The following is a 13,376-nucleotide window of genomic DNA, read 5'->3' on the forward strand; positions in this document are numbered from 1 at the left end:
CCGCTGTAAGAAGCCCTCATGTCTCTGCCCGATCCCGTCACGCCCCGCAAATACCGCCGTCTCGGCCTGATCCTGCCGTTCGCGGCGCTTGGCGTTCTGGTCGTAGGCTGGAGCGTCGCCTGGTTCTGGGCGGAAGCGCAGACCGCCAAGCGCATGGACGCCGCCGTCGAGGGCTGGAAACAGGCTGGCTACCAGCTCGCCTGGAAGGACCGCGCCATCGGCGGCTACCCGTTCCGCATGGACGTGACGCTCACCGACGTCACCACCCGCGCCCCCGGCGGCTGGGGGCTGGAGGCGCCCCGGCTCGAGGGCGAGGCCTACCTCTTCAGCATCACCCACTGGCTGGTCGCCGCGCCGGCCGGGATCACCTTCGTGCGGCCGCTCGGCGGCCCGGTGGCGGTCAAGGGCGACCTGATCCGCGCCAGCCTCACCCACCTGCAGCAGCGCCCGCCGAGCTTCTCCTTCGAGGGCGTCAAGCTGGCCTTCGCGCCGGCGGCCGGCGCCCAGCCCTTCGGCCTCGCCAGCGCCGATCGCGTCGAGTTCCACCTGCGCGCCGGCCCCGACGACGAGGGCGGCGTCTTCGCGAGCCTCGAGGGCGGCAAGGCGGGCCCCTCCGGCGTCCTGGCGGAGGTGGCCGGCGGCAAGCCCATCGCCATGGTCTGGAATTCCACCCTCTCGAAGATGAGCGCGTTCGGCGGTCCCAGCTGGGCCCAGGCGGTGCGCCGCTGGACGGCCGGCGGCGGACGGATGACCGTGCGCAACGCCGGGATCACCGCCGGCGACGCCAACCTCGGCGTGACCTCGGGCACGCTAAGCGCCGGCTCCGACGGCCGGCTCGCCGGCGTCCTGCAGGTGACCCTTCGCCAGGCGCCCCGCGGCCTGACCGCGCTGGCCGACAAGGGCGTCATCGACGCCGGCGCCGCCCAGTCCGCCGCCGTCGTCGTCCAGGCGCGGCAGGGCGCGGGCGACGCCGCCCAGGCCGCCATCGACTTCCAGGCCGGACGCACCACGCTGGGGCCCGTGGCGCTGGGCGCCGCGCCCAAGGTCTACGACCCGCGCTAGGATCGCCTCGATGCTGGGAAAATCGCGCTGGGGACCCGGTGGTAGCTGGGGGCGGGCTTGAACCGCCGACCTGTGGGTTATGAATCCACCGCTCTAACCAACTGAGCTACCCAGCCGCACGAACCGGGTCCCCGAGCGCGAGGCGCGGGTTATAGGGTCTCACCCCCCAAGCTTCAAGCGGCTGACACCGTCTCCACCGACGGCCCCGCCAAACGCCAGCCGCCGCGCGGCTTCAGGACCCACTGGTAGTAGGCCGCCGCCGCGGCCGCGCAGGCGACGCTGACCTCGAAGCTGAGCGCCCCATCCTGCAGGCTGGCGGCGGCGAAGACGACCAGCAGCACGATCGCCAGCAGCGGCGGAGCAGGCCACAGCGGAAGCTTCCAGCCCGGCGCGGCGGCGCGCCGCTTGCCGTGCAGCAGGCAGGCCAGCGTCAGCGCGATATAGACCAGCGTCACGCTCGACCCCGACAGCGTCAGCAACAGCTTCATCGGCACGAGGCAGAAGACCGCCGACAGGGCGCCGGCCGCCAGCGTCGCCACCCACGGCGCGCCGGTCCCCGGATGCACGGCCGTCAGCGCCCGCCCCGCCGCACCCGGCCAGACCCCGTCACGCGCCGTGGCGTAGAACTGCCGCCCGGTCATCAGCACCAGCGCGATCACCGCGTTCAGGATGGCGAGCGCGATGCCGGCGCTGACCGCCCGCCCGAGCGCCGCGCCGCCGGCGTGGCTGGTGAAGTCGGCGATCATCCCGTCGCCCGCCGCCAGCAGGCCCTGCAGGTCGCGCGCGCCCGCCAGCACCGCCGACAGCGCCGCCATCTCGGTCACCGCCGTCACCGCCAGCGCCCAGAGCACCGCGCGCACCAGCTTGCGCCGCACGTCGGTCACCTCCTCGGCCAGGTAGATGGCGCTGCCATAGCCGTCGTAGGCGAACAGCCCGACCACCACCCCGGTCGCGAGGCCGCCCAGCCCGACCGCCTCCAGCCCATGCCCCGACGCCGCCAGCTTCAGCGGCTGGCCGATCAGCGCGCTCAGCGGGCGAACCGCGTGGCCGGCGCCCAGAGCCGTCACCAGCCCCAGCGCCACGAACTCCACGGCCAGGAACGCCCCGGTCACCGCCGCGCTGGAGCGGATGTTGAGGATGCCCAGGCCCGTCCCGATGGCCAGCGCCGCCAACGCCGCGCCCAGCGGCGAGACCCCTGGCCAGACCGCCGCCAGATAGTCCGCCACCCCCAGCGCCAGCACCGTGGCGGCCAGGATCATGTTGAAAAGATTGACCCCCAAGACCGCGAACCCCGCCGCCGGCCCCAGCACGCTGCCCACAATGGCGTACTCCCCGCCCGCCGAGGGGAAGGCCGAGCCCAGCTCGGCGTAGGTCAGGGCCATGCACAGCGCCACCAGCCCCGCCGCGGCCATGGAGATCAGCGCGCCCGACCCCGCCGCCTGGATCACACCCGGCAGGATCACGAACACCGACGAGGCCGGCGTCTCCGCCGACAGCGTCAGGAACAGCGCGCCCATCACGCCCATGTCGCGGGCCAGCGGGCGCACGGCGGAGGCGGTGGAATCGGCGGCGCGGCTCATGCAGCGGCGAGGTTAGTGGCGCTTGAGCATGTCCGACCAGCGCCAATCGCCCTCGCCCATCACCAGCCGCCCGCCGCCCGGCCCGTCGTTCAGCGACAGCAGCACCAGCCCGTGCACCGGCTGGGCGCGGCAGGCTTCCGGCGCGAACGCGATCTCCCACATGATCGCCTCGCGAACCGCCGCCAGGCCCGCGCCGTCCTGGCCGTGACTGCGGATCCAGTCGCCGTTCCAGACGAACATCGCCCGGCCGCTCTCGCTCCTGGCTTCAGCGACGGCGGCCTGCACCAGCGAATTGCGCCGCAACGCCGCCTGCAGCTGGCGGACCATGTCGCAGCGCCCGCCGGCGCCGGAACCGGCGGTGGCCGCGGAGGCCACCTGGGCGTCGCTCGCCTCGTCGTCGCCGTCGGCGCTCGGGGAGGGTTTGCCGGACGGCAGCGGCCGCGCGTCCGGCGGCGGCGCGCGCACTTGCCGCGCTATGCTGCGGGGCGGCGGCGGCTTGGCCGGCGGCGGCGGGTCGGGCGTCGGCGCGGCGACCGGATCGGCCTGCGGCGCCTCGGCCAGCTGCACCACCATCGGCGCCGGCTCCTCCACCTTCGGCGGCGTCCCCTGCAGGGTCAGCAGCAGGGCGAGCGCGCAGACGTGCGCCGCGACGCTGAACGCGCCGACCGCCGCCGTGCGCCGCCGCTGCGACCCGCGGCGCGTCACGTCAGGTGAGGACGATCAGCACCACGCGGCGGTTCTGCTTGCGCCCGTCGCGCTTGTTGTTCGGCGCCACCGGATCGTCCGCCCCATAGGAGATCGTCGAGATGCGGTTCAGCGCCACGCCGTGCTCGTTCAGATAGCGCCGCACGGCCTCGGCCCGCTCTTCGCCGAGCTTGTAGTTGACCTCCTTGGAGCCGGTGGCGTCGGTGTGGCCCTGGATCTCCACATAGACGTTGCGGTTGTCGCTCTTCAGCTTGTCCACGAAGGCGTCGAGCCGGGCCTGGGCCTCGGGCGACAGCTTGGCCTGGGCGACCCCGAACTTCATGGAATCGTCGGTCAGCACCTCCTGATAGAGGAACTTGCCTTCCGCCAGCTTGCCGGCCGCGGTCGCCCGCTCCAGCGCGTCCTTGGTGTTCTGGTCGAGGGTCGCCAGGTGGGTGTCGTGCTCGCCGACCTTGGCGTTCACATCGGCGACCTTGTTGTTCACGTCGTCGACCCGGGTGGAGACCTGCCCGACCTGCTCGTTGACAAACTTCTTGGTGGCGCAGCCGCCCAGGCTGACCACGCCCAGCACCATCGCCCCCGCGACTAGAATCTTCGGCGCACGCTGGATCATTGGGATAGTCCCTCCATGTCGGCGGCTCTCAAACCGCCGTCTAAAAGCTCCCCAGCTGCGACATTCTGTCAGGTCCGAAAGGGGCGGTTTTCGGGCGCAGCTTGGCCGTAAGCCCTTGGCCAAGCTTGTGTCTCGCCCAACCGGCCAGGCTCTGCCCAAACAGGAAGCGGCGGGTGCCTGGAAATAGGATCCCCCGTCCGAATAGCGCCACCTTTTCCGGGCATACAGAGGGGCGACGACAGGCCTCCGCAACGCAAGCCCGCGCGAACCTGACGCCACGGTTTCAGTACGGACACCAACGACACAGAGGCGTCCTATCCGCGCCCTATTCACCTGCGCCTTAGGGCGCTACATTATAACATGGGCTGGGGACGCTCCCTTTGGGGGCGTCGAGCGCGGCGGGGATTTTCCGAACGCCGCATGGACGGATTGATCAAGGCGTCAACGGGACGATGAGCAGCCCTGTCTTCGAGGGATATCCGGCGTTTTGCCGAAACCGCCTGGCGCCCGTCCTTGGGATCGGCGCGGCCCTGTTGCTGGCCGCCTGCGCCGCGGGCCCCGACTTCAAGAAGCCGGCCGCCCCGACGGTCGCCGGGTACACGGACCATCCGCTCGCGGCCACCGACGCCACGCCCGGCGTCCCCGGCGGCGCGGCCCAGAGCTTCGTCAGCGGGGCGGACATCTCCGGCGACTGGTGGACGCTCTTCCATTCCAAGCCGCTCACCGACCTGATCGACCAGGCGCTGGCCAACAACCATGACCTGAAGGCCGCGCAAGCGGCGCTCACCGTCGCCCAGGAGAACACCCGCGCCCAGCGCGGCGCCTTCTTCCCGCAGGTCTCCGCCGGCTTCGCCGCGACCCGCCAGCGCCAGTCGGGCGACATCGCGCCCACCCCCAGCAACAACGCCTTCGAGTACAATCTCTTCACCCCGCAGGTGAACGTCGCCTACAACCTCGACGTCTTCGGCCTGACCCGGCGCACGGTGGAGAACGCCAAGGCGCAGGAAGACGCCGCCCGTTATTCCCTGGCCGCCGCCCACCTGACGCTGACCTCCAACATCGCCGCCGCAGCGTTCCAGGACGCCTCGATCGACGCCCAGATCGACGCCACCCGCCAGCTCATCGGCATCGACGAGAAGGTTGTCGAGACGCTGAAGTACCAGCAGCAGAAGGGCTACGCCTCGGGTCTCGATCTGGCCGCGCAGGAGGCCGCCCTCGCCCAGGTCGCCGCCACCCTGCCGCCGCTGCTGAAGCAGTCGGCGCAGCAGCACGACCTGATCGCGGTCCTCGCCGGCCGCTATCCCGGCCAGACGCCCTCGCCGAAGTTCGACCTGACGAGCCTGACGCTGCCCGCCGACCTGCCGGTCAGCCTGCCCTCGACGCTCGTCGAGCAGCGCCCGGACGTGCTGCAGGCGCAGGCCAACATGCATGCCGCCAACGCCGCGGTCGGCATCGCCGCCGCCAACCGCCTGCCCAACATCCAGCTCACCGGCAACGCCGGCTCGACCGCGCTGGAGATCGGCCATGTGTTCGGCGCCGGAACCGGCTTCTGGGCCTATGGCGCGGCGATCACCGCCCCGATCTTCGAGGGCGGCACGCTGCTGCACCAGGAACGCGGCGCGAAGGCGGCCTACGTCCAGGCGCGCGAGCAGTACCGCTCCACCGTGCTCACCGCCTTCCAGAACGTCGCCGACACGCTCGCCGCGATCGAGCAGGACGCGGCGGGGCTGAAGGCCAACGCCGCCGCCTTTGACGCCGCCAAGAGCACGCTCGACCTCTCGCAACGCCAATACCAGGCCGGCTACGCCTCCTACCTCACCCTGCTCAGCGCCGAGCAGGGCTATCAGCAGGCGCGCATCGCGCTGGTGCAGGCGCAGGCGGCGCGCTTCGCCGACACCGCCGCCCTCTACCAGGCGCTCGGCGGCGGCTGGTGGAAGCGGGCCGAACTCGCCGAGAAGACCTCCGCCAAGGACGCCCATGCCAACTAGCCTGCCCCGCCTGGGAGCCTTCCTGGCCGCCACCGCGATCACCCTCGGCGCGCTGTCGCTCGCCGCCTGTTCCGGCAAGCCGGACGACAAGGCGCAGGCCGCCGCGGCCACGCCCAGCAACATCACGCTGACCGCCGACCAGCTGCAGCACGTGCGCCTGTTCGCCGTCGCGCCCACCAGCTTCCACAAGACCGTCGAGGCGGCCGGCGTCGTCGACTTCGACAACGACCAGGCGACCAGCGTGCTGTCCCCGATCTCGGGGCCCGTCACCCGCCTGCTGGTCGAGCCCGGCCAGAAGGTGGCGCAGGGCCAGGCGCTGGCCATGGTCGACTCGCCGGACTTCGCCGCCACGCTCGGCGCCTACGCCAAGGCGCTGGCCACCGCCAAGACGGCGCGCCAGGTGGCCGACGCCGACAAGGACCTGGCCCAGCACAATGGCGTCTCGGCCCGCGAAAACGCCCAGGCCCAGACCGACGCCGCCAACGCCGAGGCCGACCGCGACGCGGCGCTGCGCGCCGTCACGGCGCTCAACATCGATCCCAAGGCGGTCAAGGCGATCCAGCAGGGCCAGGCCATCACCCACGTCGAGGGCGCCATTCGCTCGCCGCTCCCCGGCACCCTCGTGGAGAAGCTGATCACCCCGGGGCAGCTGCTGCAGGCCGGGACCACGCCCGCCTTCACCGTCGCCAACCTCTCGAAGATGTGGGTCATGGCTCAGGTGCCGCCGTCCGAGCTCGCCTCTATCGCCGCCGGCGATCCCGTGGAGGTCGAGACCGGGGTCGGCCAGGCGAATGGGGGCCAACAGGCGATCACCGGTGTCGTCGATAACGTCTCGGCGCTGGTCAATCCCGACACCCGCGCGGTCCTGACCCGCGTCGTGGTGGCCAATCCCGGCGGCCTCCTGAAGAAACAGATGTACGTCCGCGTGCACATCCGTTCGCGGCAGGACTCCACCGGCCTCCTGGTCCCGGTCTCGGCCATCCTGCGCGACGACGAGAACCTGCCCTTCGTCTACGTGGCCGGCGCCGGCGGGACCTTCACGCGGCGCCACGTGACCCTCGGCTACCGGGCCGGCGACCAGTACGACATCCCGCAGGGCCTGCAGGCCGGCGACCGCGTCGTCGCCGACGGCGGCGTCTTCGTCCAGTTCATGCAAAGCCAGTGAGCGACGCCACGCCGCCCCTGCCGCCCGAGGCCGCACCGGAAAGCGCGCATGGGCCCCACGAGCCGGGCGTCATCGACCGCGTCGTGGCCGCCGCGCTGGCCCAGCCGCTGCTGGTCGTTCTCTTCACCCTGATCCTGATCGGGGTCGGGATCTGGTCGGTGCAGCGCCTGCCGGTCGACGCCTATCCCGACCTCTCGCCGCCGATGGTCGAGCTGATCACCCAATGGCCGGGCCATGCCGCCGAGGAGGTGGAACGCCTGATCACCGTGCCCACCGAGCAGGGCATGAACGGCGTCCCGCACACCACCATCAGCCGGTCGATCTCGCTCTACGGTCTCTCCGACGTCAGACTGACCTTTCACGACGGGACCAACCGCGACGGCGCCCGCCAGGAGGTGTTCAACCGCCTGGGCGACCTCACCCTGCCCGATGGCGTCAAGCCCTCGGTCTCGCCGCTGTCGTCGCCGTCGGGGCTGATCTACCGCTACGTCCTGCAGAGCTCCGACCGCTCGCCCATGGAGCTGAAGACCTTCGAGGACTGGGTGATCGAGCCCGCCTTCCGCTCGGTCCCCGGCGTGGCCGACGACTCAGGCTTCGGCGGCGGGACCATGCAGTACCAGGTGCTGTTCGATCCCGACAAACTGGCCGGCGTCGGCCTGAACGTCAGCCAGGTGGAGACCGCGCTTTCCAACAACAACGCCAACGCCGGCGGCGGCTTCTATTCGCAAGGCGGCCAGTTCTACTACGTGCGCGGCGTCGGCCGGCTGGAGACGCTGGAGGACATCGGCAACGTTGTCCTGGCCGTCCATGACGGCGTGCCGGTGCTGCTGAAGGACGTCGGCCGCGCGGTGATCGGCATCGCGCCGCGCCTTGGCGAATTCGGCTTCGAGAAGCAGGACGACGCGGTCGAGGGCGTGATCCTGCTGCGCACCGGCGAGAAGACCCAGGACGTCCTGAAGCGCGTCGAGGCCAAGACCGCCGACCTGAACGCCCACGTCCTGCCCAAGGACGTCAAGGTCGTGCCGTTCTACGACCGCACCGACCTCATCTCGCTCACCAAGGAGACCGTGCAGGCTAACCTGCTGCGCGGCATGCTGCTGGTGGTCGTGGTGCTGATCTTCTTCCTCTACGACTTCCGCGCCGGCCTGATCGTGGCGACCACCATTCCGCTGGCGCTGCTGTTCGCCTTCACCTGTCTCAACATCCAGAACGCGTCGGCCAACCTGCTCTCCATCGGAGCCATCGACTTCGGCATATTGGTCGATGGCGCGGTGGTCATGGTCGAGAACATCTTCCGCCAGATCGCGCTCAGGAAAGGTTCGCCCGCCACGGTCGGCGAGATCATCCGCGACGCCGCCGCCGAGGTCGACCGGCCGCTGTTCTACGCGGTGGCGGTGATCGTGGTCAGCTTCCTGCCGATCTATGTGCTCTCAGGTCCCTCCGGCACGCTCTTCAGGCCCATGGCCGACACCATGATCTTCGGCCTGATCGGGGCGCTGATCGCGACGCTCACCCTGCTGCCGGTGCTCTGCGCCTGGTTCATGCGCTCGGGCGTGCGCGAGCGGCGCAACCAAGGCTTCGAGTGGATCAAGGACCGCTACGCCAAAGGCCTGGACTTCTGCCTGCAGCACCGCTGGGGCACGCTCGCGGCGGCCACGATCGCGCTCGTCGCCGCCCTGCTGCTGATCCCGGCGGTGGGCGGCGAGTTCATGCCGCAGCTGGACGAGGGCGCGCTGTGGGTGCGGGCCACCATGCCCTACACCATCGCCTTCGACGAAAGCGCCAAGCTGACGCCCAAGGTGCGCGACATCCTGAAATCCTTCCCGGAGGTGACCACCGTCGCCTCCGAGCTCGGCCGGCCGGACGACGGCACCGATCCCACCGGCTTCTTCAACGTCGAGTTCTACGTCGGCCTGAAGCCCTATTCGCAGTGGCATGGGAGCTATCACTCCAAGCCAGCGCTGATCGCGGCCATCAACAAGAAGCTCGAAGCCTTTCCGGGCGTCACCTTCAACTACACCCAGCCCGCTGAAGACGCCGTCGACGAGGCCGAGACCGGCCTGAAGAGCGCGCTGGCGGTCAAGGTCTTCGGCCCCGATCTGAAGACCCTGGAGACCAAGGGCCGGGCCATCAAGCAGGTGCTGCAACAGGTGCGCGGCATCAAGGACGTGACGCTCGTCCAGGAGCTCGGCCAGCCCAGCCTGACCATCAAGATCGACCGCGAGAAGATCGCCCGCTACGGCCTCAACGTCTCCGACATCAACGCGCTGATCACCACCGCGATCGGCGGCGACGTGGCGACCCAGGTCGTGCAGCAGGAAAAGCAGTTCGACCTGGTGGTGCGCCTGGAAGAGCAGTACCGCGACAACCCGGACAAGATCGGCAACCTCCTCGTCGCCACCCCGGGCGGCCAGCAGATCCCGCTGAAGGAATTCGCCACCATTGGCGTCACCAACGGCGCGGCCTTCATCTACCGCGAGAACAATTCCCGCTACATCGGCGTGCAGTTCTCGGTGGAGGGCCGCGACCTCGCCGGGGCCGTGCAGGACGCGATTCAGCAGGTGAACCGGAAGGTCGCCCTGCCGCAGGGCTACCGCGCGGACTGGGGCGGCGACTACACCGAGTACACCGCCTCCCGCGACCAGCTGAAGATCATCCTGCCGCTGACGCTCGCCCTGATCTTCCTGTTGCTGTTCACCCTCTACGCCAACTTCAAGTTCCCCTTCATCACCCTCGTCGGCGTCGCGCTCTCGGCGCCGGTCGGCGGGATCCTGGCGCTGTGGCTGACCGGCACGCCGTTCTCGGTGTCGTCCGGCATCGGCTTCCTGGCCCTGTTCGGGGTCTCGGTGCAGACCGCCGTGGTCTACATCTCCTACGTCAACGAGCTGCGCGGCCACGGCCTGCCGCTGGATCAGGCGATCCGCGAGGGCGCGATCCTCAGGCTGCGTCCGATCATGATGACCGCGCTGGTCGCGGCGCTGGGACTATTGCCCGCGGCGCTCGCCACCGGCGTCGGCACCGACTCGCAGCGGCCCTTCGCGCTCGTCATCGTCTCGGGCCTGTTCACGCGGCTGCTGATCAGCGTCTTCCTGATGCCGGTGCTCTACACGATGGTGGCGCGGCCCGACGACCGGCTCGAGGTCTAGACCTCGATCACGTCGCGGCCGACCGGCGCGAGCGCCAGGCCGGCGAGCTTCACGTGCTGCCAGGCGAACGGCAGGCCGATGATCGTCACCGCCAGCGCCACGGCCAACACAATATGGTGCAGCGCCAGCCACCAGCCGGCGAAGATCAGCCACAGGATGTTGAGCAGCAGGCTCACCTCGCCGTAGTCGCGCTCGACGGCGATCTTGCCGAACGGGAAGTAGCTGAACCCCGCCATCCGGAACGCCGCCGGCGTCCAGGGCAGGCCCACGATGGTGATCGCCAGCACGACACCGGCCAGCAACCACAGAGACCCCGAGATCCAGCCTCCGAAGATAAACCACAGGACGTTCATCAGCGTGCGCATCGGGCTCTCCGCAACCGCCCCGGCGGGCAGACCGACAGCATAGGCGCCGGCCCGCCGCTTCGTCTCGGTGGTTCTTGCGCCCCGCGACGAGGTGGCGGGTGTGTTTGTGACAGTTTCGCGTAAAGGTTGCGAACCGCCGAAGCTGTGGCTAAGCTAACCCTGTTATCGGAAGGGACGGGGGATCGTCATGATCGACTGGGAGCAGGTCAGGTTCTACGGCGCCGGCGCGGCTGTCGTGGCGTTCAACATTCCCATCGGCATCGCCGCGGCGATGACCATGCGCGCCGGCAACGTCACCCAGGAGGTCGGCCAGGCGCTGAAGGAAAAGGCCCCGGACGGGACCTCCACCGGCGACAACAGCTACAGCCGCGTCACCGGCCTGGTCGGCGCGATCATGCTGGCCTCGCTGTTCTGGATCGTCAGCAACATCGTCATCGTGCTGGCCATCGTCCATCCGGCCGACGTCACCACGGTGCTGAACAGCGTCGGCAAGCTGTTCCTTGTCGGCGCGGCGCTGTTCGTCCCCTACGCGTTCAACCAGCTCAAGTCCGTGCTGCAGTAGGCGGGCCGGGACCATGGTGCGCCCTCCTCCGAAGCGGCCGAAAGCGAAAGCCGCCCAGCCCGCAGCCGCCGCGCCGGCGCCGGCCAAGGCCGCCGCCGCCAAGCCCGCGGCCACGCCCCCGCCGCGCCGCTCGCACGCCGGCCGCATCGCCGCCGCCGTCATCGGCGTCGCCGGCGCCACCGGCCTGGGCGTCGGCCTCAACCACACCGAGCCCCCGGCGCCCACGCCGGCGGTCAGCACGCGTGTGCTGCCCGATCAGGACAAGACGCCTGGCCTCACCGATCCCGCGGTCACCACCGCCGCCCAGATCTGCGGCAAGACCTGGCAGCCGGGGCCGAAGGACTCCCCGCCGATCCCGGGCGGCGCGCTCACCTATTCCCAAGCCGGCCGCCAGACCTCGGACGCGCTGAAGAACCAGGTCTTCGTCACCTACGGCATGGTCAATCCGCGCGACGGCGGCGCCAGCTACGAGGTCGACCACCGCATCCCCCTGTCGCTCGGCGGCCGTGACGACATCCACAACCTGTGGCCCCAGTCGCGCACTGCGCCCGGCTTCAACGCCTGGATCAAGGACCGGCTGGAGGACCGCCTCTACAACCTTGTCTGCCATCCCAAGCCCGGCGACCCCGCGGTCACCCTGCTGCAGGCCCAGGCCGTCTTCCTCGGCGACTGGACCAAGGGCTATGACGTCTATTGCGACGAGACCACCTGCCCGGCCCACGGGACCGAGAACGACACGACCGCCGCCGCCGGAGCCCAGCCCGCGGGGGACTGACAACCGTCATCGCGCCCGGTTAGATGGCCCGATGACCCGCACCATCCTGACCTGGGCGCTCGTCCTGGCCGTGGGCGCCTCGGCGCTCGAGTGGCTGCAGGCGCAGTACCAGACCCACACACTCAGCCGCGAGCTCTATGTCAGCCTGATCGGCCTGGCCTTCGCCGGTGGCGGCGTCTGGGCGGGCTGGCGGCTGACGCGGCGTCACGCGCCTGGGCCTTTCGCCCGCAATGACGCAGCGCTGACCGCGTTGGGCCTCACCGGCCAGGAGGTGAAGGTGCTGGAGCGCCTTGCCGCCGGCCAGTCCAACAAGGAGATCGCCCGCGCGCTCGGCCTGTCGCCCAACACGGTCAAGACGCACATCGCGCACCTGTTCGAAAAGCTCGCCGTCAGCCGCCGCACCCAGGCGATCGGCAAGGCCCGCGACCTGCAGCTGATCCCGTGAACCGGCTGGTCCGTATAGGTGATGGCGACGATCTCACCCTTTCGGGCGATAGCTTCACCGTCTCCGCCCGGTCAGGCTTGCGGTCCTTCCCGACCCAGACGCGAAAGGCGCTCTCCGCATGACCCGCACCATCCTCCTCTACGGCCTCAGCTCCGGCGCCGTGATCATCGCCGGCATCGGCGCCACGCTCGCGCTCGGCGGCCACTCCAGCGTGATCACCGGCTATCTGATCATGCTGGTGGCGCTCTCGACCATCCTGATCGCCGTGAAACAACACCGCGACCGCGAGCTGGGCGGGGTGATCAAGTTCACCACCGCCTTCCTCATCGGCCTTGGCATCGCGCTGGCCGCCTCGCTGGCCTACGTGGTGATCTGGGAGATCTACCTGGCCGCCACCCACTACAGCTTCATGGAGAAGTACACCGACAGCATGCTGGCCGCGAAGCGCGCCGCCGGCGTCACCGGCGCGGCCTACGCCAAGGCCGTGGCGGAGGCCGAGCAGATGCGCCGCCAATACGCCAACCCGCTCTACCGCCTGCCCGAGACCTTCGTGGAGATCTTTCCGGTCGGCCTGTTGGTCGCGCTGGTCAGCGCCGGCCTGCTGCGCAATCCGAAGTTCCTGCCGGCGCGGTCGCGGCCGGCCTGAACCCCGCTAAGCCGCCTTCGGGGCCCTGCGCGTCTTCAGATAGTCCGGCGCCACCTCGGGGTTGGTCACAGTGTTGGGGTCGTCGTCCTCGCCAGCGTCGTTGATCCCCGGCTCTTCGAACCAGGCCTCGACCACCCCGGTCGCGCGAGGGGCGATTTCCGGCACCGCCGCGCACGGCGCCGCACCGATCCGCACGGCGCATCCACTGGTCCCTCGCGCCGGGCGCGCCACCATGGTTGTCGGCGGCGCTTGGGCCGTCATCAGGGATGCGCGTTTCCGGCGATCTCCCAGGTGGGGCGGGCGCCGGCGACGCGCCGAATTGGG

General features: G+C 70.3%; 13 protein-coding genes and 1 tRNA gene. 8 read left to right on the top strand and 6 right to left on the bottom strand.

Going from position 1 to position 13,376, the window contains the following annotated elements:
• Positions 1 to 18: 18 nt before the first annotated feature.
• Positions 19 to 1,062 carry a DUF2125 domain-containing protein gene (locus tag VKQ35_RS21085; RefSeq protein ID WP_324364816.1) on the top strand — a complete coding sequence of 348 codons (1,044 nt, stop codon included), beginning with the start codon at positions 19 to 21 and terminating at the stop codon, positions 1,060 to 1,062.
• A 39-nt stretch (positions 1,063 to 1,101) separates the two neighbouring features.
• On the opposite strand, the gene VKQ35_RS21090 is transcribed toward VKQ35_RS21085, so the two are convergent.
• The 4 genes from VKQ35_RS21090 to VKQ35_RS21105 form a co-directional block, all read right to left on the bottom strand.
• Positions 1,102 to 1,178, bottom strand: a tRNA-Met gene (locus VKQ35_RS21090).
• Between the two features lie 57 nt (positions 1,179 to 1,235).
• Positions 1,236 to 2,642: an APC family permease gene (locus VKQ35_RS21095; RefSeq protein ID WP_324364818.1), complete on the bottom strand. Its 1,407-nt coding sequence runs from the start codon at positions 2,640 to 2,642 to the stop codon at positions 1,236 to 1,238.
• A 12-nt stretch (positions 2,643 to 2,654) separates the two neighbouring features.
• Positions 2,655 to 3,347, bottom strand: a complete 693-nt coding sequence (locus tag VKQ35_RS21100) for a hypothetical protein (RefSeq protein WP_324364820.1) — start codon at positions 3,345 to 3,347, stop codon at positions 2,655 to 2,657.
• Between the two features lies 1 nt (position 3,348).
• The gene (locus VKQ35_RS21105; RefSeq protein ID WP_324364822.1) at positions 3,349 to 3,960 is read right to left on the bottom strand and encodes an OmpA family protein; all 612 of its coding nucleotides are present in this window, start codon (positions 3,958 to 3,960) and stop codon (positions 3,349 to 3,351) included.
• Between the two features lie 452 nt (positions 3,961 to 4,412).
• Here VKQ35_RS21105 and VKQ35_RS21110 point away from each other — a divergent pair, with 452 nt between their 5' ends.
• From VKQ35_RS21110 to VKQ35_RS21120, 3 genes are read left to right on the top strand one after another with little or no spacing between them, the layout of a single operon-like run.
• The gene (locus VKQ35_RS21110) at positions 4,413 to 5,948 is read left to right on the top strand and encodes an efflux transporter outer membrane subunit (RefSeq protein ID WP_324364824.1); all 1,536 of its coding nucleotides are present in this window, start codon (positions 4,413 to 4,415) and stop codon (positions 5,946 to 5,948) included.
• The gene (locus tag VKQ35_RS21115; protein WP_324364826.1) at positions 5,938 to 7,113 is read left to right on the top strand and encodes an efflux RND transporter periplasmic adaptor subunit; all 1,176 of its coding nucleotides are present in this window, start codon (positions 5,938 to 5,940) and stop codon (positions 7,111 to 7,113) included. The genes VKQ35_RS21110 and VKQ35_RS21115 overlap by 11 nt, the downstream gene beginning before the upstream one ends.
• Complete coding sequence (locus VKQ35_RS21120) at positions 7,110 to 10,259, top strand: CusA/CzcA family heavy metal efflux RND transporter (RefSeq protein ID WP_324364828.1); 3,150 nt, start codon at positions 7,110 to 7,112, stop codon at positions 10,257 to 10,259. Before VKQ35_RS21115 ends, VKQ35_RS21120 begins: the two co-directional genes overlap by 4 nt.
• On the opposite strand, the gene VKQ35_RS21125 is transcribed toward VKQ35_RS21120, so the two are convergent.
• The gene (locus VKQ35_RS21125; RefSeq protein WP_324364830.1) at positions 10,256 to 10,624 is read right to left on the bottom strand and encodes a YccF domain-containing protein; all 369 of its coding nucleotides are present in this window, start codon (positions 10,622 to 10,624) and stop codon (positions 10,256 to 10,258) included. The two genes, VKQ35_RS21120 and VKQ35_RS21125, sit on opposite strands and share 4 nt — an antisense overlap.
• Before the next feature lie 187 nt (positions 10,625 to 10,811).
• Between VKQ35_RS21125 and VKQ35_RS21130 the strand changes: the two genes are divergently transcribed.
• From VKQ35_RS21130 to VKQ35_RS21145, 4 genes are all read left to right on the top strand, one after another.
• Complete coding sequence (locus VKQ35_RS21130; RefSeq protein ID WP_324364833.1) at positions 10,812 to 11,186, top strand: hypothetical protein; 375 nt, start codon at positions 10,812 to 10,814, stop codon at positions 11,184 to 11,186.
• A gap of 13 nt (positions 11,187 to 11,199) precedes the next feature.
• Entirely contained in the window at positions 11,200 to 11,961 is a 762-nt protein-coding gene (locus VKQ35_RS21135) for an HNH endonuclease signature motif containing protein (RefSeq protein ID WP_324364835.1), read from the top strand.
• A 31-nt stretch (positions 11,962 to 11,992) separates the two neighbouring features.
• Positions 11,993 to 12,406 (top strand): response regulator transcription factor, encoded by a 414-nt coding sequence (locus VKQ35_RS21140; RefSeq protein ID WP_324364837.1) that lies wholly within the window; start codon positions 11,993 to 11,995, stop codon positions 12,404 to 12,406.
• A gap of 118 nt (positions 12,407 to 12,524) precedes the next feature.
• Positions 12,525 to 13,052 carry a DUF4199 domain-containing protein gene (locus tag VKQ35_RS21145; RefSeq protein ID WP_324364839.1) on the top strand — a complete coding sequence of 176 codons (528 nt, stop codon included), beginning with the start codon at positions 12,525 to 12,527 and terminating at the stop codon, positions 13,050 to 13,052.
• 6 nt (positions 13,053 to 13,058) lie between these two features.
• Here VKQ35_RS21145 and VKQ35_RS21150 read toward each other — a convergent pair whose 3' ends face one another.
• Entirely contained in the window at positions 13,059 to 13,247 is a 189-nt protein-coding gene (locus VKQ35_RS21150) for a hypothetical protein (RefSeq protein ID WP_324364841.1), read from the bottom strand.
• Between the last annotated feature and the right edge of the window lie 129 nt (positions 13,248 to 13,376).

This window comes from Phenylobacterium sp. (assembly GCF_035309685.1).
GTDB lineage: Bacteria > Pseudomonadota > Alphaproteobacteria > Caulobacterales > Caulobacteraceae > Phenylobacterium.